Annotated in this window: 8 protein-coding genes; 2 read left to right on the top strand and 6 right to left on the bottom strand. The window is 75.1% G+C overall.

What is annotated here, in order from left to right:
- Positions 1 to 30 precede the first annotated feature (30 nt).
- The 5 genes from ACFYM6_RS16945 to ACFYM6_RS16925 form a co-directional block, all read right to left on the bottom strand.
- Complete coding sequence (locus ACFYM6_RS16945; protein WP_387276399.1) at positions 31 to 1,872, bottom strand: hypothetical protein; 1,842 nt, start codon at positions 1,870 to 1,872, stop codon at positions 31 to 33.
- Entirely contained in the window at positions 1,869 to 6,380 is a 4,512-nt protein-coding gene (locus ACFYM6_RS16940; RefSeq protein WP_387276397.1) for a hypothetical protein, read from the bottom strand. The genes ACFYM6_RS16945 and ACFYM6_RS16940 overlap by 4 nt, the downstream gene beginning before the upstream one ends.
- Entirely contained in the window at positions 6,377 to 10,450 is a 4,074-nt protein-coding gene (locus ACFYM6_RS16935; RefSeq protein WP_387276395.1) for a hypothetical protein, read from the bottom strand. Before ACFYM6_RS16935 ends, ACFYM6_RS16940 begins: the two co-directional genes overlap by 4 nt.
- A 735-nt stretch (positions 10,451 to 11,185) precedes the next feature.
- On the bottom strand, positions 11,186 to 14,818 hold the full coding sequence (locus ACFYM6_RS16930) for a DUF6603 domain-containing protein (RefSeq protein WP_387276393.1): 3,633 nt from the start codon (positions 14,816 to 14,818) through the stop codon (positions 11,186 to 11,188).
- Positions 14,819 to 14,846: 28 nt separating this feature from the next.
- Positions 14,847 to 19,217 carry a peptidoglycan-binding protein gene (locus ACFYM6_RS16925; protein ID WP_387276391.1) on the bottom strand — a complete coding sequence of 1,457 codons (4,371 nt, stop codon included), beginning with the start codon at positions 19,215 to 19,217 and terminating at the stop codon, positions 14,847 to 14,849.
- Between the two features lie 737 nt (positions 19,218 to 19,954).
- On the opposite strand from ACFYM6_RS16925, the gene ACFYM6_RS16920 reads away from it, so the two are divergent.
- Positions 19,955 to 21,154, top strand: a complete 1,200-nt coding sequence (locus ACFYM6_RS16920; RefSeq protein WP_387276389.1) for a PstS family phosphate ABC transporter substrate-binding protein — start codon at positions 19,955 to 19,957, stop codon at positions 21,152 to 21,154.
- 183 nt (positions 21,155 to 21,337) lie between these two features.
- Here ACFYM6_RS16920 and ACFYM6_RS16915 read toward each other — a convergent pair whose 3' ends face one another.
- On the bottom strand, positions 21,338 to 22,192 hold the full coding sequence (locus ACFYM6_RS16915; RefSeq protein WP_387276387.1) for a S1 family peptidase: 855 nt from the start codon (positions 22,190 to 22,192) through the stop codon (positions 21,338 to 21,340).
- Between the two features lie 185 nt (positions 22,193 to 22,377).
- Between ACFYM6_RS16915 and ACFYM6_RS16910 the strand changes: the two genes are divergently transcribed.
- Positions 22,378 to 25,173 (top strand): FAD-binding and (Fe-S)-binding domain-containing protein, encoded by a 2,796-nt coding sequence (locus ACFYM6_RS16910; RefSeq protein ID WP_387276385.1) that lies wholly within the window; start codon positions 22,378 to 22,380, stop codon positions 25,171 to 25,173.
- Positions 25,174 to 25,208 lie beyond the last annotated feature (35 nt).

Raw genomic sequence — 25,208 nt, 5'->3', positions numbered from 1 at the left:
CGCTGTCTGTGTCGGTCGCGGGCGGGTGGGTCAGCGCGGTTGGACGGTGTCGTAGCGCAGGCCGCTGGAGATCTCGCCGGCGCCGACGTGCCGGGCGCGGCCGAGCCAGAGGTGCACCGAGCCGTCGGTCCACCGGGCCAGCTGCCACTGGCGCAGCACCCGGCTGCCGGCGCGCGGCACCTCCTCCTCGGGGAAGGCCAGCTCCACCAGCCGCCCGTCCCGCTCGCGCCAGTCGAGCAGCCGGCTGTAGCCGGTCACCGCGACCGGTGCCCCGTCGCGGTTCGGCTGCTGCAGGGGCACCCGGCGGAGCCGGACCACGTCGGGGCGGTCCTGGGTCGGGCCGGGCAGCAGCGGCACCCAGTTCTCCGGCACGGTGGTGGCGAAGGCGTACGACATGGAGGGCACGTCCGCGTCGGCGTCGACCGGCGGGCGCGGCGGCACGGCGGCGCGGCCGACCTGGGCGGTGCGGTCGATGGGCCGGCCGGTGGCGCCGGTGACGGTGCGTTCGATCGCCCACGCCAGGTTGGCCATCTCGTCCCGGCCGAGGCGGACCTCCTCCACCGGGGTGGAGTCGAGGGTGGCGGCGGCGGTGGCCGGCAGGACCAGCACGTCGGTCGCGCCGCGCCCGTCGGCGGCGGCGGGCCGGAACAGGGCGGTGGACTCCGGGGCGGCGGGCACCAGTGTCTGCCCGCCGAAGGTGTCGGTGACCAGCAGCGAGCGGATCCGGGTGGCCGAGCCGACCGGCAGTTCCAGCGGCAGCAGGAAATGGTCGTTGGCGTAGACCAGGCCGTACTCGACCACGAACATCCGGGCCAGGTCGCCGGCCCCGGCGCCGATGCCGGCCAGGTTGACCTGGGCGTCCTCCAGCTCCCAGAACCGGGTCGACGGCATGCCGGCGTACGCGACCGGGCTGGGCAGCAGCACCTTCACCACGTCGTCGACGGCCTTGCGCGCCTCCAGCGTGGTGCCCGGCTCGTGGTCGAAGTGGTACCAGTCCAGCCGGTTCCCGTCGTACTCGTGCGCGGTGAGCACCAGCTCGGCCCGGCCGTCGTGCGCGGCGACGGCCGCCTCGTACTCCATCCGCTCCCGGCGCCACGCCGACCCCTCCAGCCCGGGGGCGCTGAACAGCGGGGTGAAGTCGGCCGGCGGCCACGGCGGCTCGGCCGGCCGGGAACTGCCGGGCGCCAGCACGGCCGGCAGTTGCAGCAGGTAGCCGGGGGGTGGCCCGGCGGGCCGGGGCGGTACGCCCAGCCAGGCCAGCCAGTCCGCGACGGCCCGGTTGACGGCGCCGAGCAGGGCCTCGGGCACCTGCACCTCGCGGACGAAGCGGCCCTCCGCCCAGGCCCGTAACGCCAGCCCCCCGTGCGGCACCCGACCGGCGGCGATACGTAGGTAGCCGACGGTCTCCGGGTCGGCCGCCGAGGCGCCGTCCGGCGGGGTGGCCGGCACCCGGTAGGTGTCGCACAGCCGGGGCGCGAGCTCGCCGGCGTCGGCGGAGGCGAGCAGCCGCAGCAGCTGCTGCCCGCTCTCCACGGCGAACCGCAGGTCCCCGGCGGTCGCGGCGGACTCCCGTTCCACCAGCGCCTCCCACGGCACCCCGGCGGGCAACCCGACCGCCCCGGCGTACGGGCCTGGCCGGTAGCGGGTGAACCGGGCGACCTCGGCGTGCACCCGGGCGGCCACCGGGGAACCGGCGTCCTCGCCGGTGAACTCGCCGAGCTGCCACTGCCGGGCGAGCAGCCACAACGGGTCGGCGATCCGGGCGTCCACGGCCGGCGCGAGGTCGGCCCGGCGGGTACGCGGCTCCAGCCGGGTCCAGGTGGTGACCGACGGCGCCTCGGTGGCGGTCAGCGGCTGGTCCACGGTGGTCATTGAGCCTCCTGTCCGCCTTGCGGCGTCAGCGTCGCGTCCGGCACGAAGTCGGTGGTGGTCGTGGTCTCGGCGACGTTGGTCGGGAAGTAGAGGGCGGGCAGGAACTGCCCGGCCGCGCCGAGGGAGTCGACGTCCACGGCCCGGGCCAGGGCCAGGTCCAGCGCTTCCTCCAGCACCTGGGCGAGGCTGGCCGGCTGCCAGCTCGTCGCCCCCTGCGGCGCCAGCCCCAGCAGCACCGCCTGCGGGGCGGCGGCGCCGGGTGCGTCGTACTCGAAGGTGAGGCCGGTCTGCACCTTCCCGGCCGGCACCACCTCGGTCCACTCGTCGACCACCAGGCCCTGTACGGGGCGGCTCGGGTCGATGTCGCCGGGGGCGACCACGACCAGGGACAGCGGTTGGGTGTTCGCCTTCGGCGGGGCCTCGCCGACCCAGCGGTCGCCGGGGGCGTACGGCAGCTGGGCCACCCGGACGGTGGCGGGCACCTTCACCACGCCGCCGGCGTCGAGCGCGTCGGCGGTGGTGAGCACCTCCTGCAGCCGGCCCACCGCCGGGCGGACCCGGCCGTAGCGGGACAGCCAGCGGCGTACCGGATGGGGTGAGCCGCCCTGCAGCGCATCGCTGGCCCCGAGCGCGGCGGCGAGTGGCGCCGGCTGCGGTGCCGTGGCCTTGGGGAACACCGGCATGTCCGGGCCGAGCAGGGCCCGCAGCCGGGCGATCTGCGCCTCCCGGCGGCGGTCCGGCGGCGCGTCGGGCCGGTCGAAGTCGGTGGTCGGGTTGCAGGTGCAGCCGCCGGGCGGGCACGACGGGCGGTTGTGCAGCTCGGCGATCACGCGGCAGTGCGCGGCGAGCCGGCGATCCAGCTCGAAGCGGCTGGTGGCGGCGGTGTCGGCGACCGCCCGGGCGCTGCCCGGGCGCTTGGGTGGGGGCACCGCGCCGACCACGCCGAGACCGGCGGCGACGGTGAGCAGGTTCCGGGCGCTGGTCTCGTCCCAGCCGGCGGGCGGCTCGGCGGGCAGCGCGGCCAGCCCGGTGGCGATCCGCCGGGCCGCCTGCCAGGTCTCGTCGGCCTGTGCCTTGCTGCTCTCGTCCACCTGCGGCGGGACCGACGGGTCGGTGCCGAGGTCGGCGGCGACCACCGGCCGGGATCGGCCGTACAGGTCGCGCAGCACGGTCACCGCGTGCAGGAACTCGGCGAGGCTGACCCGGTCCAGCGGCCAGTCGGGCTGCCGCTCGTAGTCCAGTTCGAGCGTCCAGTCGTCGCCGACCTCGGCCGGCCGCAGCGGCCCCCAGGCGTCCAGGGCGATCCGCCGGTCCAGCTCGGCGTCGTCGGGCCGGCCGGGGTGCGGCGGCGCGGCCAGCAGGTCCACCGCCGGGGTCTGGATCCGGTCCAGGCTCGCCGGCCGCCAGACGGTGGCGGTGATCCCGTCCGGCGCGTGCCAGCGGTAGCGCCAGAACACCCGGAACGAGGGCGGCAGCAGCACGGAGGTGAGTTCGTCCACGGCGGCCCCGGCGATGCGCGGGTGGTCGCCGCGGGCCGCCGGCCAGTCGTTGCGGAGCCGGGCGAAGCGGGTGTCGTCGTTGATCAGCAGCAGCACCCGGTGGGTGATCGTGGTCCCGGTGACCGGGGTGCGGGTGACGTGCAGCTCGGGCGGGTTGGTGGCCGCGCCGGAGGCGGCGTCGACGGCCGCCGCCGCCCGGTTCATGTCGCCGAGGGCGAGCTGGTGCACGCTTTCGGCGAGCAGGGTGTCGGCCACCGCGTCGACCGCGTCGGCCAGCTCGGTGAGGACCTCCGTGACGGCGGCGCGGGCGGTGGCCGGCAGGGCGCGGATCCGGGCGTCCAGGGCACCGGCCTGGTGCAGCCGGTGCAGCTCGAGGCCGTCCACGGTGGCGGCCGACTCGACGGTGGCGGCGACCGTGGTGCGGCCGTCGTCGGTCGCGTCGACGCGGTGCGCGCGGACCGGGGCCAGCGCGCGGAACGTCGGCAGGAACTGGTCCCACGGGCCGGTCGGGTGGTCGTGCAGGCCGCGCTCGAAGCGGTAGCCGAGCAGCGCGCCGAGGCTCTGCCCGGCGCGTACCCCGTCGAGGACCTGCTCGGCGAGGCGGACCCGGCGGGAGGAGAGCTCCACGGCGAGTGCCGGTTCGCCGCCGTGCGTCCGGGAGGCGCTGCGCAGGATCGCGGCGGTCACCGCCTGGGCCGGGGAGGGGGCGTGCACGTGCCCGGCCCCGGCCGGGGCGATGGGCAGCTTTGGCGGCGCCACCGACTCCGGGATGTCCGCCGGGCGGTCCACCAGGGTGGGTGCCCCGGCCGGCGCGAGGTCGACCAGCCAGCCGTAGCCGCCGACGTGTACGCCGGGCGTCGGCCCGCCGGTGAGCTGGGCCAGCCGCCGGGTGGCCAGCGAGGTGATCCAGGCGTCCAGCCGGTGGCTGGCCAGCCCGAGCGTCCCCGCCACGTGCCGTTCCAGGTCGGCGGCGGGCAGCCCGGCGTCGAGGGCGTCGCGCAGCCCGGTCAGGGCGGTGCGGAAGGACCGCAGGTCGGCGGTGGCGCGGACCTGCCGGGGGTCGTCCCGGACGCCGGCCAGGTGGTCGCCCACCGTGTCGGTGGTGCCCGGCACCGGCACGGCCAGCCGCCGCCGCAGCACCCCGGTACGGTCGCGCGGGCGGACGTCCACCAGCTCCGGCTCGGGGATCTCCGCAGCCGCCGGCAGCGCCGCCTCGGCGGCGAAGGCGTTCGCGGCGGCCGAGTGTTCGGCGATCAGGGCGGCCCGCAGCAGCCGGTGGAACAGCGGCACGGGGCCGTCGCCGGGGCTGACCGGGATCGCGTCGCCGCGCAGCCCGACGGCGGCCAGCGCGTCCAGGTACGCCCGGACCCGGCCGGCGCGGGGTCGCCCGGGCCCGTCGAGCAGCGGGGTGCCCAGCGCGTACGCCTGCTTGGCGAACACCGCCAGGGACAGCCGGGGGTCGGTGGGGCCGCCCAGCCCGACGGCGGCCAGCAGGTCCCGGGCCGGTTCCACCACCTGCTCCCGCCAGTCCGGCCCGAGGCCGAGCCGGGCGAAGCGCCACAGCCAGCTGACGTATTCGTTGCCGAGCATGCTGCGGGCCCGGACCTCCAGCACCCGGGCGTCGGTGGCGAGGATCTCCAGCAGGGTGCCCTCCGGGTCGCGCAGGCCGGGCACGATCCGCGGGACGGGGGAGGGCAGCCAGACCCGCCGCCACAGGTTGTTCAGCAGCGCCACCGCCTTCGCCTCGCCCGGCCCGGCCGGCTGCCAGGCGCGCAGGCTCGCCACCGGCAGCAGCCCGTACGGTTGCCGGCCCACCCGCAGCGTCGGCAGTGGACCCTCGGCGTGCACGTGGTCGACGAAGTGGGCGCGTACCGCGGCCTGCTCGGCCGGGGTGGCCACCGGCAGCAGGTGCCGCAGCAGGCCGCCGAAGCTGGCCGGCCAGAGCACCCGGCGGACCAGCCGGCCGGTGGGGCGGTCGACGGCGGTCGCGCCGCTGACCCGGGCCAGCGCGGTCGGCGCGCCGGTGCGGGCTGGCCGCCGGCGGGCGGCGGCGAGCGTGTCGGCCGGGGCCGCGGTCAGCGGGACGCCGAGCGCGGTGGCGACCAGGGCGGCGGCGGTCTCCGGCGCGGCGGCCTCGGCGGCGCTGTCCGCGGTGGCTACCGCCGTCACGGTCGGGGTGGCCGCCGGGGTGTCCGTGTCGGTGTTGTTGGTGGGGGTGCCCGGGGCGAGGAACGCCAGCCCGTCGGTGGCGGCGTGCGCCTCCAGCAGCCGGCCCAGCGCCGCGGCGGACCCGGCCGGGCCGGTGGTGCTGTCCAGGCCGAAGACCAGCAGTCGCTCCACCGGCTCCGGCTGGCCCTTGGCGTCGACGGGGACGGTGACGGTGAGCGCCATGCCGGCGGCGACGGCGGTGGCGAAGTCGACCGTCCAGCGCATCCCGTCGTCGACCGGGGGCGCCTCGGCGGAGAGCCGCGGGATGCTGCTGTCGCCGGTGAGCACCGGGCTGGGGCCGACCGGGAGGTCGGGGGTGACCGAGGTGGACGTGCCGGTGAACAGCTTGCCGCTGGTGGTGCGGCCGACCGCGTACCACCGGGTGGGCAGCAGCCGGGCCCGGGCCGGTTCGCACCACGGGCCGGGGCGGGTCAGCGGGTCGGGGAAGACGCCGCCGGCCGGTTCCAGCACCCGGGCGATCCACGCCGCGCGGGGCGCGCCGAAGCGGCGCACCAGGTCGCTCCAGGCCGCCTCGTCGGGGGTGTCGGTCAGCCCGCCCGGCCGCCCTTCCCCCCAGTACGCCCGCCCGGCGGCGATCTCCTCGGCGGTCAGCCCGGGCTCGTGGTCGTCGACGTGGATCTGGTCGGGATAGACGCGGATCTTCAGGGTGGCGCCGGCGAACCGGGTCTCCAGGCGTACCGGCAGCATGACCGCCGGGGCGGTGGGGGTCAGCGTCCACGGGGTGCCGGTGAGCGCGCCGGACAACGGCGGCCGGTCGGCGGCGTACGACGAGGTGCTCATGGCTGGCTCTCCGGCGTCGGTAGCAGGTCGCTGGCGTGGCGGGCCAGGAGGACGGGGCGTTGCAGGAGCGCGCGGGCGGTGTCGGCGGCGTTGCCGTCCCGCCGGGCGGCGAAGACCACCGCGTCCGGCGGCAGCGGGTCGCCGGTGAGGTCCACCCCGAACCGGGACGCGGTCGGCTGTTCGCGGAGCACGAAGAAGTGCCCGGCCGGCCCGTCGGCCTGGCGGGCGGCGCCGCGCGCCACCGCGGCGGTGTACGGGAAGCCGAACAGCAGCAGGTCGGGGGAGAGCCAGGCGTTGAAGATCGGCAGCACGTCCGGCCCGGTCGGGGTGCGTTCCTCCGCGCCGGTCCAGCTCGCGGCCCGCATGGTGACGATGGTGGACGGGTACCGGCGCAGCAGCTCGCCGCGGATGACCAGCACCAGCGACTGTTCGCCGGGCGCGCCGACGGCGGTCAGGTGGCTGCCGAGCGGGCCGTTGCGCCAGGCCGGGTCGGTCAGCGGCGGGATGTCGGTGAGCGGCGCGCCCGCCGACACGGCCCCGCGTACGTCCCAGAACTGCCGGAACCAGGTCTGCTTCGGGTCGGCGGGGAACTCCCGCCACAGCATCTCCCGGCTCATCTCGTGGTTGAGCCCGACCAGGAACGCCTCGATGAACCGGGGGTTGGCGGCCAGCGCGGTCAACGTCTCCGGCGCCACCGCCGGCAGGTTCGGCACCACGTGCTCCTGGGAGAGTCCGCGCAGCAGTTCGTAGGCGGGCACGTCGAAGGTGACCCCGGCGAGGAGTCGGCGTAGCGGGTCGCCGCTGTCGGGCAGGGCGTCGACCAGGTCGCTGTCGCCGAGGGTGAGCCCGGCCAGCACCTCGCCGGCCACCGCGGTCTCCGGGCGTACCGTCTCGCGTACCGCCGTGGCGGCGGTGGCCACGTCCACCGGGGCGGGCCGGTGGTCCCGGGCCAGTGCCTGGGCCGGGGCGAGCCGGCCCTGGTGGCGGGCGGCGGCGGCCATGAAGTCGTCGCCCATCTTGGCCCGGTCGGCGACCAGGTCGGCGCGCAGGTCGGCCAGCGCGACGGTCAGGCCCCGGGCGGCGCCGGTGTCGGCGGCGCCGGTCAGCGTGGCCGTGTCGGTCCAGCTCACCGGTACGCCGTCCGGGTCGAGGTCGAAGGCGGCCCGGTAGGTGACGGTGCCGCCGGTGCGTCGGGCCACCACCAGGTCCGGCCGCCGGGTGCCGGTGATGTCGGCCACCGCCACGCCGGCCGCCTCCGCGGTGGCCGTCGCCACCTCGTCCCGCACCGGCTGGGGTGCGGTCCACCCGCCGAGCACCCGGCCGCGCCGGTTGAGCCCCCGCCCGGTGAGGTAGCGGGCAACCCCCGTGCCGCCCACCGTGCCGACGGCGAACACCAGCAGGTCGGGCACCTGGTCACCGGTCATGTCCACCACGTCGATGCCGACCGAGGTGATCCGGTCGAGCTGCATCGGGGTGGGCAGCGAGTCCGTCCAGCCGTTGCTGACCGTGCCGGTCTCGTCGAGCCGCCAGCCGATCCGGTAGAGCACCCGGTTGTCGGCGCCGCCGGCCCGGTTCAGCGCGTACCCGACGATCAGTTCGGGGCGGCCGTCGCCGTCCAGGTCGGCCAGGGCCACATCGAGCCCGGCGGCCTCCCCGCTGACCGGGTCGGGCAGCTCGTACGGTCCGGTCCAGCCGCCGCTCGCCGTTCCGTTCGCGGTGGCGTCCCGGCCCACCCAGTACGCGATCCGGCAGGTGCCGGTCACCGTGCCGGGCAGCAGCGCGGCGGTGACCAGGCTGGGCCGGCCGGTCGGCAGGACGGTGCCCAGGGTGGTGGCGGTGGCCCGGGCTACCGCCGGGATCGCCGGCCCGTCCACCGCGGCGGTCAGCGCCTGCTCCTGCACCGCGCCGTCCTCGCCGAGGTTGTGGGCCACCTGGATCCGGGGCCGGCTGCCGGTGCCCTGGGTGACCGTGTGGGTCAGGAGCAGCGAGGTGAGCAGCCCCACCTTCGGCGCGAACCGCACGTCGGCCGGGGCGGGGGCGTCGACCGGTCCGGCGCCGCGCGGGTCGGCCGGGGTGCCGTGGTCGAGCCAGGCGGACGGGCGCGGGTAGGCCCAGCGGTACGAGGTGAGCCGGCCGTCGGCGGTGACCGCGAAGAGTTCCCCGTCGCGCGAGTCACCGACCAGCGGACCGGGCCGGTGCGCGCCGAACCCGCCGGCCGGGACCGCCGTGGTCTCCGCGCGCCAGCCCCAGAGGTAGCGCTCCTGCACGTCGTGGTACCAGAGGTAGCGGGTCATCAGGCGGACGTCGGCGGGGTTGCCGGGGCTGGCGGTGAGGGTGACGATGCCCAGCTCCTCGTCGTTGCCGAACGGCGCCGCCTCCTGCGCCAGCGACACCACCCGGCGGCCGTCCGGCGCCGGGTCGTGCAGGAACGTCGACCCGTCTCCGTACAGCGACACCAGCCGTCCGTCCGGCGTGACGTACTCGATGCCGAACTGACCGTTCGGGTAGCGGTGCTCAGCGGCCGGGGAGCCCCAGACGGCCGGCCCGCCGAACGACCGCCACTGCCCGTTGTGGGCGAACAGCCGGTTGGCGCTCGTGGCGACCAGCACGCCGACGAACGACGGCCGGGGGGTGCCCCAGAGGCGTTCGTTGCCGCCGACCGGGGTACCCAGCGAGGTCCAGGAGCGGCCCGTCGGGTCGAAGCGCCAGAGCGCCCCGTCGCCGCCGAGCGCGTACAGCAACGAACCGCCGACCACCGGCCGGCTGTGCACGCCGCCGGTCGGGGCGCCGCAGTCGGCCCACACCCACCGGTCGCCGTCCCAGCTCCGCTCGAACAGCCGGCTGTTCCGGGTACGCACGTACACCCGGCCGGGCAGGACGGCGGCGGAGGTCGCCACGGCGGTGCCCGGCGGGGTGCCGTGGTCCCGCCAGACCCACCGGTCGGGACCGAGCCGGCGCCGCTCGAACAGCCGGCCGTCGGCCGCCCCGACGAAGAACCGGTCGCCGGTGAGCAGGTCACCGCCGTTGGTGACGACCCGGGTGACCGGGTCGTCGGCGGCCAGCGCGGTGCTGGGGGCCGCCGCGGCGCGCAGCCCGCTGGTCCCGGTGCGCCACCAGCCGTTCGCGGCGGCCTGTTCGATCACCGCGCGGGTCAGGTCGCCCACGCCACGGCCGTCGCTGACCAGGCTGTCCAGGACCGTGCCGCCGGCCGGCACCCGGGCGGGCGGTACCGCGCTGGCGCCACCGGCCAGCCGGGTCAGCGCCGCCGCCGCGGCGTCGGTGTCCACCCGGCGGGCCAGCGGCCCGCGGGAACGCAGCAGCCGGCGGACCGGCGCCGAGGTGGCCGCCTTCGCGCCGGGGTTGTCCGCCAACTGCTGGTCGAGCGGGTCGGCGGTGTCGGCGGCGAGGCCGCGGGTCGGCACCTCGACGAGGTCGTGCACCGGCTGGGTCAGGGCCACGAGACGGTCGTCGTCGACCGCCGGGCCGGGGGCGGCAGGGTCGACCCGGCGGGCGTACAGGGCGGTGGCGGTGTCCCGGGCCGCCTGGCCCCGGCGCAGCTGTTCGTTGGCCTCGCGGATCTCGGCGGCCCGCTGCCAGGCCGCCGCCGCCAGGTCCTCCTGGTGCCGCTGCACCACCTGGGTGCCGAGCGCGGCCGCCGTGCGGTAGCGGGGGTCCAGGTTGAGCCCGGCCAGCCAGCGCGGCTCCGCGCCGGGGGCGGGCAGCTGGGTCTCCTGGCTGTGGATGTCGCCGTACAGCGGCGGGGTGAGCCGGTCCGCCGAGTGCCGCAGCAGCCCGGTCAGCGCGGTCTGCCAGACGGTGCGCACGTCGTCGGCCCAGCTGGTCGGGGTCATGCCGGGCGCGGCGAGGGCGCCCTCGAAGCCCAGCACCGAGCGGCCCTCGACGCCGTCGTCGGGCTGCTGCGGCAGGCCGCCGCCGGGCGCGGCGATGTCCACCGGCTGCCGGCCGACGTCGTCGGGCAGCGGTCGGGCCCGTAGCCGGCGGGCGAGCGACTCGAAGTCGCCGTCGGGCCCGGTGCGGAACGTCCAGTGGTGGTAGACGGGCAGCAGCACCGGTCGTCGGGCCCGGGGTGCGCCGACCCGGGTCCCCAGGCCGGCGCGAGCGGACCGGCGTCGTCGACCGGCTCGCCGAGGCCGGCGCGGACCCCGGCCTCGAAGGCGGGGACCACGGCGGCCAGGTAGTCGGTGCCGGCGGCGAGCCGGCGCGGGCAGAGCAGCCGGGACAGGGTACGTTCCGGCGCGCCGTGGATCACCGTGGCGACGTCCTCGTCCTCGGTGGTGACCAGCACCTGGGCGTGCGCCCAGGCCCACGAGTCGGCCAGCGCGGGCAGTTGCCGCACGGTGCTGGCGAGCCGGGGCAGCGGCTGGCCCGCCTCGGTGCGCAGCTCGCCGCCGCCGTCGACGGGCACCACGACCAGGACCAGCCAGGGGCGCAGGGCGCCCCGGGCGTCGGGCTTCGCCGGGGTGTACAGCCAGGGCAGGTCGGGCCGGTCGAACTCGACCGCGGCCAGCAGGGACACCTCGACGTTCTCCGCGCCCGGCGCCGGGTAGCTGCGGATGATCTCCTGCGCGTCGATGCCGACGACGTCGCCGGGGCCGTGCAGCAGCGCGGTCGAGGTGCCGACGATCTCCTGGGTCGTACCGGTCGCGGTCTCGGTGCCCAGGGCGGTGACCTTGAGGCTGACCGTGGCCCGGGCGTGCGGCAGGGCCCCGGCCAGCGGATCGGTGTCGGCGACGACGCGGGTGACCCCGTCGCGTACCCAGGGCAGGAAACGCAGGCCACCCATGTCAGCGGACCTCCAGCTCGGCGGGGACGATCCGGGGCTGCGGCACCCGGACCCGGGGGCGGCGCAGGGTCCCGGCGCGCCGGGACGGGGACCGTTCGGGGGTGTCGGCGCCGCGGCGCGGGCCGGGAATCGGGCCGGCGTCCGTCGCCCGGGCCGCGCGGCGGGGCGCGGGAACCGTCAGGCCGGCGTCGCCGGGGCCGGCGTCGGCCAGGGTGAACGCCGGGCCGGTGAAGCGAGCCGGCCCGGCGCGGCGGCTGCCGGCGAACGCGGCCGGCGAGGTGGCCGCGAACCGGGCCAGCAGGTCGCCGCCGTCGACCGCCGCCAGGCGGCGCGCCGCGGGCAGCGGCCGGCCGGCCGCGTCCGGGTCGTCGATGATGATCCGGTCGTACGCCGAGTCGTCGTTGAGCGCGGCGAAGGTGGTCAGCGCGGTCGGGGGCAGCGCGGTGCCGTCGGGCAGCGCCACGGTGCGACCGGCCGCGAGGCGGACGAAGCCGGGGGTGGTGAGCTGCTCCACGGGCGACAGGTCGCGGAACTGGCCGGGGGCGAAATCGTCCTCGACCGGCTCGCCGAGCTGGCCGGTGAGCTCGTCGTCGCCGGCGCCCACGCTCACCCCGGTGAGGGTGAACCGGTTCGCACCTCTGATCTTGGAGGTGCCCATCCGGGACAGGTCGGTGTCCAGCGGCAGCACGTTCTCCCGCACCGCGAGCAGGGCGCCCGGTTGCAGCAGCACCGGTCCGGTCCAGCCGGTCAGGTCGCGCAGGGTCACCGGCTCCCCTGCGGTGAGGGCGGGCCGGACCTCCCAGGCGTCCGGGGCGCTCAGGGCGTTGTGCAGCGCCTCGGCCGCGTCGACGTACGTGGGCTCGTCGGTGGCGGCGGTGTCCCCGTCGGTCCAGGAGAACTTCGCCGACACCTCCCAGAACAGGAACTTGATCCGGGCCTCGCCCCAGGCCCGCCACGGTTTCGGCCCGCTGACCCCGACCAGCAGGTTGACCGCCAGCAGTTCGGTGTCCTTGTACTTCAGCGACACCGTCGCGCCGATCTCGGCGGTGAACCAGAACGGCTTGAACTGGAACATCACGTCCAGCCAGGCCCGGCCGTCGATGACGAAACCGCCGCCCTCGAAGTGCAGCTTCAGCTCGGCCCCGAACTGGGCGGTGTTGCTGGTGACGGCGAGGTACGCGGTCAGGTCCAGGCCCTTGCCGGACTTCGACAGGGCGATGCTGAACCGCTTGACCGGCGGGAACCCGGGTGGGGCGGTGAACTTGGGGTGGAAGCCGCCGATCGACAGGGCGAACGCCTTGCCCGCGCCCCACCGGGCGCGCAGCGCCATCTCTCCGGAGACGGGCCGGCCGAACAGTTTGGAGTCGATGAGGGCGGCGTCGACGCTGATCTCACGGCGGGCGAAGTCCACGATGCCCGCCGAGTCGAGCCGGAACTTTCCGGCCTCCTTGAAGTCGATGACCAGCTTGCCGAGCAGCAGGATGCGGACCGGGTCGGGGAACTCGACCAGCACGGCCAGGTCGGCGGTGACCTGCCCGTTGAGGAAGTTCAGCCGCACCATCGCGCCGAGCACGGTGCCGGTGGTGTCGACCGGGAAGATCCGGCCGAGGGTGGCGATGACGGCGGGCGCGTTGCCCACCGGGTCCTGGGGGAAGAGCAGCGCGTCCAGGGTGCCCGTGCGGGCGGCGTTGCGTACCTCCTCCGGGTTGGTCCGCCGGTTCCAGCCGACGACGAGGCCCAGCCCGGTGATGGAGATGCCCCAGAACAGCATCAGTCCGGGGAACCACTCGTACGTGCCGGCGAGCAGCAGCGAGAAGGTGTGCCCGCCGTCGGCCTCGGTGAGCCGGCTGCCGTCCGGGTTGCGGGTGTTGAGGATGGCGGTGGCCTGGAGCCGGAACCCCTTCATCGGCGCGAGCGGGGTGGTGGAGGTCATGCCGAGCTGCAGCACCCCGGCGTACATGCCGCGGGCCTCGTCGACGAACAGGTAGCCGCCGCCGGAGACGATGCCGTTGTCCATCCGCAGCGCGACGCCGTCCGGTCCCTTGAAGCGGGGGCGCAGGTCGGCCGCGCCGAGGTTGCCGGCGGTGGCCTGGTCACCGGAGCCGGCCGGCAGCGCCGGCGGGAAGGTCAGGTCGGCGCGGACGCCGATGTTCTGCACCACCGCATGCAGCGGGCCCAGCGCGGCCCGGACCGTGGTGGTGAGGGTCAGGCTCAGCGCCCGGGTGGCGGTGTCCGCCTCCAGCGCGACGCGCAGCCCTTCCAGGCCGAGGCCGTGCCAGGACAGGTGCAGCGGGTACTCGGCGGCGAGCGCGGCCGCCCCGGACAGGTGCAGCCCGCCCCGCAGCGACCAGGCCAGCCCGAGGTCGAGCCCGACCCGCAGCCCGTCGGCGGGGAGCAGCTTGGCCAGCAGCCCGTCACCGTCGCCGGGGCGGACCACCAGTTCCGCCCGGCCGGCCCGGATGCTCAGCTCGACGTCGTCGCGGCCGGCGCCGAGGCTGGCCTTGCCGCCGATGACGAGCTGCCCGACGGCGAGGTGGGTGCCGCCAGGGGCGCCGAGGATCCAGCCGGGCTGCCCGGCCGGGGCGATCCGGGCGACCTCGGCGGCCCACTTCACCACCGCGCTGTCGCCGCTGAACGTCACCCCCTGGCTGTTGATCGCGAGCGCCGGCCCGGCGCCACTGAGGTCGGTGGCGACGTTCCACGCCCCGATCGAGCCCTCCAGGTGCGCCTCGCCGGTGGGCGCGAGGATCACCGTGAACCGGCCGTCCCAACTGGCCAGGCCGGCGGTGACCCCGACGCCGAAGGTGGGGCTCCACGGCGCCAGTCCCGCGCCGGGCGGTGGCGCGCCGTCGGGCGTACGCCGGCCGCTGAAGCGCAGCCGCAGCAGGCTGTCGGCCAGCCGCCGGCCCACCTCGCCCTGGTCCGGCCCGAGGTCGGGGCGGACGCCCTGGTCGGCGTCGAGGCCGAACGCCCGCAGCGCCCGGGCCAGCCGGGGCAGCAGCCGCGCGGACAGTTCGGCCACCCCCGCCGGGGTGTCCCAGCCGTCCGGGGCGTACAACGCGCGGAAGTAGCCGCCCGGGTCACGGACCAGGTCGACGACCCGGTCCAGGTGCAGCTCGTCGCGGCGCTTGGGCAGCCGGATCGGCGAGTCGGTCGGCGGCATCGGCAGGCTGGGCGGGTTGGCGGCGGCCGGATCGACCAGGCCGAGCAGGTCGAGCACCGGCACCGACCAGGGCACCCGACGCAGCAGGTAGGTCAGCACCAGCAGGTCGACCAGGTCGTCGGCGAGTTCGGCGGCCAGCCCGGGCACGTCGGGCAGGCCGCCCTTCACGGTCGGCAGCTCGCCGATCTTCCCGAACGCCTTCCCGGCCGCCTCGGCCAGCTTGCCGAGCCCGGCCAGGGTGTCGAGCTTGTTGTCGTTGCGGACCACCGACAGCGCGGCCAGGGCCTCCTCGAGGGTGGCGGCCCACTCCTCGAAGTGGGCGGCGTCGAAGCCGCTGACCGCCTCCAGGTCCCAGCCGAGCGCGCGCATCAGCCGGGCCCGCCGCCACGGGTCGTACGCGGCCAGCACCGGCTCGGCCAGCAGCCGGACCTCGTCCCAGAGCAGGGCGAGGGCGTTCTTCGGCTCGGTCATCGCAGCTCACGTCCTTCCGTGCCACCGGTCATGCCGTCACCCTCGGCAGGTCGCTCAGGTCGAGCCGCAGCGAACCGCGGGCGGGGGAGAGGGTCCGCTCGGCCGCGGGCAGCACCGCGACGGGCAGCGTGTAGCGGTGCCCGGTCGGCCAGCCGGGCCAGCCGACGAGCGTGGTCAGCGCGGCGGCCACCGGCGCGTCGGCGGCGACGACCTGCCCGACTGCGGTGATCAGCGCGGTCTCGTGCAGGTCGGTCCAGCCGGTCGGCGGGCCGCTGAAGTCCGGGCCGAGCGTCTTCGCCCGGGTCAGCACGGTGTGCAGTTCGCTGGCCGCCCGGGCCCGGGTGCGGAACTCGGCCTTCTCCGCGCGGGAGGCCGGCGGCCCGACCGCGACGAGATGGTGTGCCCGGTACTGCTGCCAGCAGGCCAGCAGCGCCACGGACCGCTCGGAGGTGAACACGTCGCCGATGCGGGCCCGGCGCGGATTGCCGTCGGCGCCGGTCACGTCCGGCACGGTCGGGGTCACCGCCGGGTCCGGCGAGTCCCAGTCGGTGACCAGCAGATCGTGCAGCCGCTGCCGGGCGACGGTCCACAGGCCCCGGCGCACCCCGTCGTGGGTCCGCAGGGCCAGCGCGTACCGGTGCATCCAGTGCCAGGAACGCAGTCCGAGCAGTTCCAGCGTGGTGCCCACCGCCTCGCGGGCCGCGCCGGTCGAGTCGGTCTCCGCGGGCCGGGCCCGCAGCACCCGCAGCTCGGGGTAGAGCAGCCCGCCGCCGTCCTTTCCCCAGCCGGGCACGGCGTTGACACCGCCCTGCCCGCCGAGCGCGTCGTACGCGTCCCGGTCGGTGGCCCGCAGAAAGGCCAGGTACGCCCACATCTCGCCCGGCTCGGCATTGATGTCCAGCGCGGGCGGCGGCGCAGTGGGCGCCGTCTGCGGCCCGTGCGCCCGCCAGCCGAACGGCCCGAACCGGAGCACCGCGGGGTCGTCCGCGGCCACCCAGTCCAGCCAGCCGCCGGCCGCGTCAGGCACCTGGTTCTCGGCGACGGCGCGCAGCACCTTGAAGGTGGAGAGCTGGCGGGCGGCCCGGGTACCGGCGTCGCCGCCGGTGCCGATCGTGGCGACCAGGTCGGTCAGGGCGGGACCGGTGCCGTGTCCCGGCGGAACGGGCAGGACGGACTCCGGCAGCAGCTCCGACTCGCCGTCGAGGACCGGCCCGCTCCACTGCGCGTCGGTCGGGTGCGCGCGGTACCCACCGAGCCGGATCAGCTCCGGATGCCCGGGCGGCGCGCCGCCGGCACCCGCCGGCCGGCCGGTCACCACCCGGGAGTAGAGCCGCCGGTCGGTGGCGGTGACGTCGTCGAAGAGCCAGACGTTCGGCTGGTCGAGACGCTGCGGGGTGTCCCCGGAGACCTGCCAGGATTCGACCACGACGGGGCAGCGCCACCGCTTGTCCAGCCAGTGCTGGATCGCCACCTGGGTGGCCAGGTCCGCCACCCCGCTGATCGGCCCGAGGTAGCGGTCGGCCTCCGGCACGTCGACCGGTTGCAGCCGGTCGGACCAGCGGGGCGCGGTCGCGCCGGCCGGCTCGATCGCCGCCCGCTCCCGCCGGGCGTACGCCTGGAACTCCCGGACCGCCCAGTAGGTGACGATGCCGTACGTCCCGTCGGTCTCGCCCGGGGTGCGGAAGCCCAGGGTGGCCAGGTCGTGCTGGAGGCGGCTGACCCAGCGGTCCGTGACCAGTTCCGCCGGCCGCTCCACCCCGTCGTAGTGGGCCTTCGCGCTGGTGGTGGCGTCGTGGTCGTCGGGCTGCAGCACGTAGCCCCCGTAGGGCGGCGGCTTGGTCAGCGAGCAGCCGAGCGAGAGGTCCACGGTGTAGGTGGTCAACGCGGCGGCCCGGTCCTCCCCGGGCAGGTGCCACCAGAGCCGCTGGGTGGCCGACTTGCACTCGCCAGGCGGCCAGCTGAAGGTGATCTCGCCGAGGTTGTTCCGCCCGACGATCTCCTTGCCGTTGCCCCAGGACCCCTTGTAGTGGTCGAGGTTGCGAGCGGCTGCCAGGTATTGGGAGAGGGCCTGGTCGCGGGGCAGCCCGGCCGGGTCCGCCACCGGCTCCGGTACGCCGTCGCGGTGTACCGTCGGGTCGGCCTCGTCGTGCCGGAGGAACTGCACGTACACGTTCCAGTCGGGTTGCCGGCCGAGCAGCTTGAGCGCGTCGAGGTCGCTGACGGCCGGCCGACCGGACACCCACCAGCCGGTGGTGGCGTCGGCGCCGACGGTCACCTGTACGCCGGCCCGCATCCGCTGCCCCTCCTTGCCGGGCAGCTCGTTGGCCCAGCCGACCAGGTCGATCCGGCCGGTCACGTCGAGCAGCGGCACGTACCCGACGTCGTGCAGGATCCGGGTCATCGAGTCCTCGTTGCGGAAGGCGCTGGCAACGAAGCCGGCGAGCACGCCCTCGGTGCGGTTGATCCCCTCGTACGGCTTGGTCGGGTCGGGGCCGCAGGCGTAGGGGAGGGTCGCCGAGTAGCGGATCCGCTCGGCGGAGCCGAAGTGGATGTCCCCGCCGAGCAGCACCAGCCGCCGGCGGCGGATCCCGTCCGGTCCCGGCGGCGCGGCGGCGAAGAGCCGGGCCAGGATCTTGTGCACGGCGGCGTCGCTGGCCACCCAGGCGTCCTCCGCGTCGGCGGTCCACCGGCCGGCGGTGGCCTTGGCCAGCGGCTGGGCGACCTGCTCGAGGATGGGCACGCCGAACAGCGCGACCGGCTGGGCCACCACGGTCACCGCGTCGTCGCCGAGCACCCCGCCGCCGGTGAGCATGTCGTTGAGCGGGTGGTCGTCCAGCAGCAGCCCGCCGGGGTTGCCGTTGCCGCCCGGATACTGCCGCCAGGTGCGGGTGTCCAGGGCGATCAGCTGGTAGCGGGGCCAGGTGACCGTGTAGTGGTAGGTCAGCGCGCCGGCCGGCCGAACCAGCCTGCCCTCCGGGGTGACTCCGGTGGGCAGGCCGAGCCGGGTGCGCAGAATGACGTCGTTGTTCTCGTCGTCGGGCGCGGTGCACCAGCCCCGCAGCGCGGTCAGGGCGACGCGTCCGGGCTCCCCGGCGTCGCCGGTCTCGGCGAACCGCTCGGGGGTGTTGCCCCAGGCCTGGAAGACCACGAAGGCGGCCATCCCGTTGCGCACGATGCGCCGGCCCAGCGTCGAGTTGACCACCGCGTCGTTGACCCAGGATCGGGTCATGTTCCAGTCGTCGGTGACCTCGTGGTCGTCGGCGACCATGTACGTCGCCACGTTGGCGAGCTGCCGGCGCACCGCGGTCAGGCCGGTCCGGAAGGTGGCCAGGGCGATGGCCTGCTGCTGCCAGCGCTCCCAGCGCTCGATGATCTCCTTCTGCTGCGCGCTCGGGGAGTACGCCCGGCCGGCGCGCATCAGGTCGTACACCGTCTCGCCGGGCCGGCGGCCTTGTGGGTCCCGCAGGATGCGGGTGTCGGCGGGCAGCACGTGCTCGAACGTCGGCCAGCTCGCCGGCCACAGCACGTCCGACCAGGCCAGCAGGTACATGCACAGGAACTCGCGCAGCGACATGAGGTGGCTGTGGGCGGCGCCGGAGGTGAACTTGGCGTCCCGCTCGATCGGGGTGGCCCGCTTGCCCGGCAGGTAGGTCAGGTCGGTCGGCGGCGAGCTGGTGCCCACCGGCATCGCCTCCGGTACCAGCCCGAGCCGTGCCGCGACGCCCTGATACGCGGGCACCGCCGGGTCGCTACCGCTGGCCGGGAGGGCGTCGTGGCCGTGGATGATGGCCAGCAGCGGGTCGGCCACGTCGTCGGCGTAGATCTGGTCGCCGCCGAGGATGAGCTGGTGCGGGCGCAGCGCCGGGTCGGCGCCGGCGGCGGCGATGATCGGGTCGAGGACGGGGAAGGCGTCCTGGCCCTCGCCGTGCGGCTTGCGGCACGAGCCGTGGAAGATCCGCAGCTGGTTCGGGTCGGTCGGCGGCGTGACGAAGGTGGGCAGGGCCGGCATCGCGGCCGGCGCCTGCGGGTGGCCCTGGTAGGTCAGCGCCGCCCGGGCGCTCGCCGCGCTGGCGGCCACCACGTCGGCGTCGAACAGGCTGCCCGCGCTGAAGCCGCCGGAGAACGCCAGGTCGTAGCCGTAGAGCGTGCCCGGCTGCAGGGTGACCCCGGCGACGGTGACCGCCGCGACGTGCAGCCGGTCGGCGAGCCGTACCGTGGCCCGGCTGCCGGTGCCCACGGCGGCGCCGCGGGCGTACCCGGGGCCGGGGCCGAGCGGGAAGACGGTCAGCGTCACCGTGCACTCGGTGCGCAGGGCGACGAAAACGGTGACGCTGGTCGGGTCGACGCGGCGCACGATCGGGCCGCAGAGTACGAGCGGCAGGCCGGTCGGAGCGGTCATGCGGGGTCCCTTCGCTCTCGGCCGTGGAAGTGTCGACCTCGATTGAAGTCACCGCGGTTGCCCGCGCCTACGGCGCAACAGCGCGAAGGTTCCGGCTGGCCGGACGACAACCATGGGTCCGACGACGGGCCCCCCGACCCGTCCGGGGTGGCTGAACGTCTACTCAGGTCTTTCCGGTGACAGGGACCCGACGGTCGCTTGCCCGGGGTGACGGGCAGGCGCTATTGCGACGTCCACCAACGTTCGCCGGGTTGGCCGCCGACTGCGGGCCTCCCGTTGGCCGCTGGCGTTGACACCTACGGCGGTCAGTGCGTGGAAGTTGGCCGGCTTACGGGCCCGCGAACCTTCAATGCGGGTGCTCGACGCGCCCCGACAGCAACCGCTACGAAATCTATGGTCATAAATTACACAAGGGATGCGCGGCATCAGCGTTCATGCCTAGAGTCTGCGGTCAAGGTCATCCATGACATCTATGAAACACAATGGACATTGTTGTCCATTCGGCCTGGCCCGCGACGATTGCCGCGGCCGAGTGGACGGTGGACAACGACCGAACTCTGCATGGAAATGGGGTGATCGCCCAGGACCCTAATTGCCGAAGCTGTTGTTCCGTCCTGGCGAGGCGCCGCACTCGCCACGTGGCCGACCATTGGTCGACTGGCCAATGGTGTCGGTTTCTCGCGGAATCCGAGGCAAGCTGTGTCAGATTTCTCCTGGAAGTGAGTTGAGATCCCATCATGAACAGACTCTCACGGGGCGTTAGCGTCCTCGGTCTGGTTTCGGTCCTCGCAGTCAGTGGCGCAACCGTCGTGCAGGCGACTGGTAACGACTCCTCGGCAGGGCTGGTCTCCTGGGGCGTTCCGCATCTGCCGACGAACATCCCACTCACCGAGGAGGAGAAGGCGAGGGGGCGAGAGCAGGGCCGCGCCCTGCCGCACCCGGAGCTGCTCCAGCCGTCCCTTGACCCCGCCCTACCCACCTTTCAGCCCGCGTACCAGCGCAACGAACTCAGGGGTGATTTGAAATGCGCCTCGTCTGACGTCCTGCCCAGCCTCGCGAAGGCGTGGATCGCCAAGCTGAAGGAGTACTACCCGAAGGTCAACATCTCGGTCGACCCGCCCTACGCCGGCAGCCTGGGTGCCCTGGAGTTGATCGAGGGCAATCTGGACTGCGTCTTCGTGTCCCGGGAGCTCAAGCCCACGGATGTCTCCGGCTTCCGCGATGCCTTCGGCTACGACCCGTTCAGCGTGCCGATTTCAGGTGGCAGCTACCGGCATTATGGATTCCTGGACGCCATCGGCTTTGCGGTGCACAAGGACAATCCGATCGGAAGGCTTTCATTCGACCAGCTCGACGCCATCCTGTCGATCACCCGTCACCGCGGCGGTGCGCCGATCCGGACCTGGGGCGACCTGGGGCTCACCGGCGAGTGGGCGGACAAGCCGATCCACATCTATGGCATTGCGCCGTGGAACGGCTTCGAGGAATTCACCCGCCAGCGGGTGCTGAACTACAACGGTAACCGCGGTGAATGGCGCTCCGGCGTTGCCGCCCCGGGTGTCCCGAAGGATCCGGACGTCACCTGGGAGAGCACCGTCTTCAAGGTTGCCGAGCATATCGCCAACGACAGGTACGCCCTTGGCTACACCGGTTTGGCGTACGTGGATCAGCCGGTGAAGATGCTGGCCCTGTCCGATCACAACAACGGCCCGGTATACGCGCCGACCTATGAGAATATCGCCACTGCAGACTACCCGCTGAGCCGGCTGATCTATCTGAACTTCAACCGTGACCCGCAGCGACCGGTGAACCCAATCTTCGCGGAGCTCCTCCGCCTGATCCTCAGCGAACAGGGCCAGCAGCTCGTCAGAGCCCAGGGGATCTACCTGCCGCTCCGGTCCGAGCAGGTAGTCCGAAGCAGAGAGATGCTCCGCTAATCGATCAACAATGGCCTTCCCGGCGTGCGGCAGCCGGGAAGGCCATTGTCGCGGTGTCGGGCCTACCGCCGCTGCGGCGGGCTGACCCTGTCGATCCCCCCATTCGGAGCTTCTAGGACCGCACACCTGAGAACCCGCACTTCTCCCCAGTACGGGTCCTCGGTGTGCCGGGCCGGCGGTGGGTCAGTAGACGGTCACGCCGTAGGCGCTGGCCGCCTCCGGGACGGGCTGGTAGAAGGTGGTGCCGCCGGACCGGCAGTCACCGCTGCCGCCGGAGGTGATGCCCAGTGCCTTGGTGCCGTCGTAGAGCGGGCCGCCGGAGTCGCCCGGCTCGGCGCAGACGGTGGTCTGGATCATGCCCTTCACCGTGCCGCTGCCGACGTAGCGGACCGTGACGTTCAGGGCGGTCACCGTGCCGCTGTGCGTGCCGGTGGTCGAGCCGGTGCGCTTGACCGCTTCACCGACGAACGCGTTCGCGGCCGTGTAGCCGCCCGGGTGGGTCAGCGACGTGTTGTCGTAGCGGACCAGGGCGTAGTCGTTGCCGGGGAAGCTGGAGCCGACGGTCGGGCCGATGAGTGTGGTCTGGCTCGAGTTGGTGTACCAGGTGTTGGCCACGTCGCCGCAGTGCCCGGCGGTGAGGAAGTAGTAGGTGCTCCCCTTGACCACGTTGAAGCCGAGGGAGCAGCGGTAGCCGCCGCCGTAGATGGCGTTGCCGGCCGACAGCAGCGGCCGGAAGGTGCCCCGGGCCCGGTCGACCCGGATCGCGCCCGCCTGGGCACCGGCGCTCTTCTTGAGCGTGGCGAGTTCGGCGGCGGAGACGCTCTCGTCGGCGGTCACCACGACCCGGCCGGACGCCTTGTCCACGTGCCAGGCGATGCCCTCCACTCCGGAGGCGCCGACGGCGGCCTCGACCCGGGCGAGCTGGTCGGCGGCGTAGGTCTGCGGGGCGGCCGAGGCGGCGCCCGGCACGGTGAACGCGCCGGCGGCCACCAGGCCGACGGCCGCGGCGAGCAGTGGGGTGAGTCGGCGGATTCTCACGGTCTCCTCCTAGGAGGGTGCTGGCCGCCGGTTGCGTCGGCGCCTGGGGACGTCGCCGGGGAGCGCGTCGGGGTTGACCTCGGCGAACGCTTCAGCCGCGAGTATCCATCCGTGTCGATGCACATTGCAAGGGGTCGATCGCCGACGGATCACCGCTGGTTAGGGTGGAACCGGGGAGGTGGGCGATGACGCCGGAGATGACTGGGACGCTGCTGGCCGGGCTGGAGGCGGCGGTCCCCGGCGGGGTGCGGACCCGGGCCGCCGACCGGCTCCGGCTGGCCCACGACGCCTCCCACTACCTGCTGCACCCCCGCGCGGTGGTCACCCCGACCGACGCCGACCAGATCGCCGCGCTGCTGCGACACAGCCGGCAGACCGGCACGCCGCTGACCTTCCGCTCCGGCGGCACCAGCCTCAGCGGGCAGGCGGTCAGCGACCAGCTCCTCGTCGACACCCGCCGGCACTTCCGCGGGCTGGCGGTGCTCGACGACGGCCGCCGGGTCCGGGTGCAGCCCGGGGTGGTCCTGCGGCAGGTGAACAACCGGCTCGCCCCGTACGGCCGGCGGCTCGGGCCGGACCCGGCCAGCGAGTCCGCCTGCACGGTCGGCGGTGTGGTCGCCAACAACTCCAGCGGGATGACCTGCGGCACCGAGTTCAACACCTACCGGACGCTGGAGTCGCTGCTGCTGGTGCTGCCCAGCGGCACGGTGCTGGACACCGGCGCCCCGGACGCCGACGCCCGGCTCCGGGCCACCGAGCCGGAGCTGCACGCCGGCCTGCTGCGGCTGCGCGACCGGGTCCGCGGCAACCCCGACTCGGTGCGCCGCATCCGCGCCCAGTACGCCATGAAGAACACCATGGGGTACGGCGTGAACGCCTTCCTCGACCACGACTCGCCCGCGGACCTGCTCACCCGCCTGGTGGTCGGCAGCGAGGGCACCCTCGCGTTCGTCGCGGCGGCCACCTTCCGCACCGTACCGGCGCACCGGCACGCCGCGACCGGCCTGCTGGTCTTCGACACCCTGGCCGCCGCGATGGCGGCGATGCCGGCGCTGGTGGCCGCCGGGCCGGCGGCGATCGAGCTGCTCGACGCCGCCGCGCTGCGGGTCGCCCAGCGCGACCCGAAGGCGGACGCCGCGCTGCGCGGCCTCGCGGTCCGCGACCACGCGGCGCTGCTGGTCGAGTGGCAGGAGTCCGACCCGGACGCGCTCGCCGAGCGGGTGGCGGCAGCCGGACCGGTGCTGGCCGAGCTGCCGCTGACCACCCCGGCCCGGCTCAGCGGCGAGGCGGCCGCCCGCGCCGCACTCTGGCACATCCGCAAGGGCCTGTACGCGGCCGTCGCCGGCGCCCGTCCCTCGGGCACCACCGCCCTGTTGGAGGACATCGCCGTCCCGGTGGCGGCACTCGCCGACACCTGCGCCGCGCTCGCCGACCTCTTCGACCGGCACCGGTACGAGGAGAGCGTGATCTTCGGCCACGCCAAGGACGGCAACCTGCATTTCATGCTCAACGAGCGGTTCGCGCACGGCGGGGCCCCGGCCCGGTACGCCGACTTCACCGAGGAGATGGTCGATCTGGTCCTCGGCCACGGCGGCACGCTCAAGGCCGAGCACGGCACCGGCCGGGTGATGGCCCCGTACGTGCGGCGCCAGTTCGGCGACGAGCTGTACGCGGTGATGCGCGAGGTGAAGACGCTCTGCGACCCCGACGGGGTGCTCAACCCGGGGGTGCTGCTCAGCGACGACCCCGACGTCCACCTGCGGCACCTGAAGACCGTGCCCACGGTCGAACCCGAGGTGGACCGCTGCGTCGAGTGCGGCTACTGCGAGCCGGTCTGCCCCAGCCGCGACCTGACCACCACCCCACGACAGCGGATCGTGCTGCGCCGGGAGATCGCCGCCGCCCGCGCCGACGGCGACCTCGCGCTGGCCCGGGAGCTGGCGGACGCCTACGGCTACGACGCGGTCGACACCTGCGCGGTCGACGGCATGTGTGCGACCGCCTGCCCGGTCCTCATCAACACCGGCGACCTGGTGAGACGGCTGCGCAGCGACCGCACCGGCAGCGTGGCGCAGGCTGGTTGGCGCGGGGCGGCCAACCGGTGGGGCGCGGCCACCCGGGGCATGGCCCGCGGCCTGGACCTGGCCGGCGCGCTGCCGCCCGCGCTCCCCGAGGCGGCCACCCGCGCGGCCCGCGCCGTGCTCGGCGCCGACCGGGTCCCGCAGTGGCGACGCGACCTGCCCCGTGGTGGCCAGGTCCGCCGGCCGCGCCCGGTCGACGAGCCGGACGCGGTTTTCGTCCCGTCCTGCCTGGGCACGCTCTTCGCCCCCGCCGAGGGCGGGTCGGGTGTCGCCGCCGCCGTGCTCACCCTGGCCGAGCGGGCCGGGTTGCGCCTGCTCGTGCCGGACGGGGTGGCCACCATGTGCTGCGGCACACCCTGGTCGTCCAAGGGCCTCACCGCCGGCTACCAGCGCGTCCACGACCGGGTGCCGCCGGCGCTGCGGGCGGCCAGCCGCGACGGGGCGTTGCCGGTGGTCAGCGACGCGGCCTCCTGCACCGAGGGCTTCGCCAAGCTGCTCGCCGACGCCGGCCCGCTGCGAGTGGTCGACGCCGTCGCGTACGCCGCCACGGAGCTGCTGCCCCGGCTCACCGTACGGCGCCGGCTCGGCGCCCTCGCGCTGCACCCGACCTGCTCGTCGACCCGGCTGGGGCTGGACGAGGCGCTGCTCTCCGTGGCCCGGGCGATCGCCGACGAGGTCGTGGTTCCGGACGGCTGGCAGTGCTGCGGCTTCGCCGGGGACCGCGGGCTGCTGCACCCGGAGCTGACCGCCGCAGCCACCCGCGAGGAGGCGGCCGCCGTGTCCGCCCGACCCTTCGACGGGTACGCCTCGGTCAACCGGACCTGTGAGATCGGAATGGCCCGGGCGACCGGGCAACCGTACCGCCACCTGCTCGAACTCCTGGCTGACGCGACGGCCTGAAGCCTCCGTCCGGCCGCCGAGGCCGGGCGCGCAGG

Origin of the sequence: Micromonospora sp. NPDC006431 (assembly GCF_042870725.1) — a bacterium.
Taxonomy (GTDB): domain Bacteria; phylum Actinomycetota; class Actinomycetes; order Mycobacteriales; family Micromonosporaceae; genus Micromonospora.
The sequence above is the reverse complement of the archived record's forward strand: the minus strand, read 5'-3'. Positions and strand labels throughout refer to the sequence as shown.

Bases quoted from the DNA above. Each gene is read 5' to 3' on its own strand.
- ACFYM6_RS16945 (WP_387276399.1), bottom strand. From the start codon at position 1,872: ATGACCACCGTGGACCAGCCGCTGACCGCCACCGAGGCGCCGTCGGTC.
- ACFYM6_RS16940 (WP_387276397.1), bottom strand. From the start codon at position 6,380: ATGAGCACCTCGTCGTACGCCGCCGACCGGCCGCCGTTGTCCGGCGCG.
- ACFYM6_RS16930 (WP_387276393.1), bottom strand. From the start codon at position 14,818: ATGACCGAGCCGAAGAACGCCCTCGCCCTGCTCTGGGACGAGGTCCGG.
- ACFYM6_RS16925 (WP_387276391.1), bottom strand. From the start codon at position 19,217: ATGACCGCTCCGACCGGCCTGCCGCTCGTACTCTGCGGCCCGATCGTG.
- ACFYM6_RS16920 (WP_387276389.1), top strand. From the start codon at position 19,955: ATGAACAGACTCTCACGGGGCGTTAGCGTCCTCGGTCTGGTTTCGGTC.
- ACFYM6_RS16910 (WP_387276385.1), top strand. From the start codon at position 22,378: ATGACGCCGGAGATGACTGGGACGCTGCTGGCCGGGCTGGAGGCGGCG.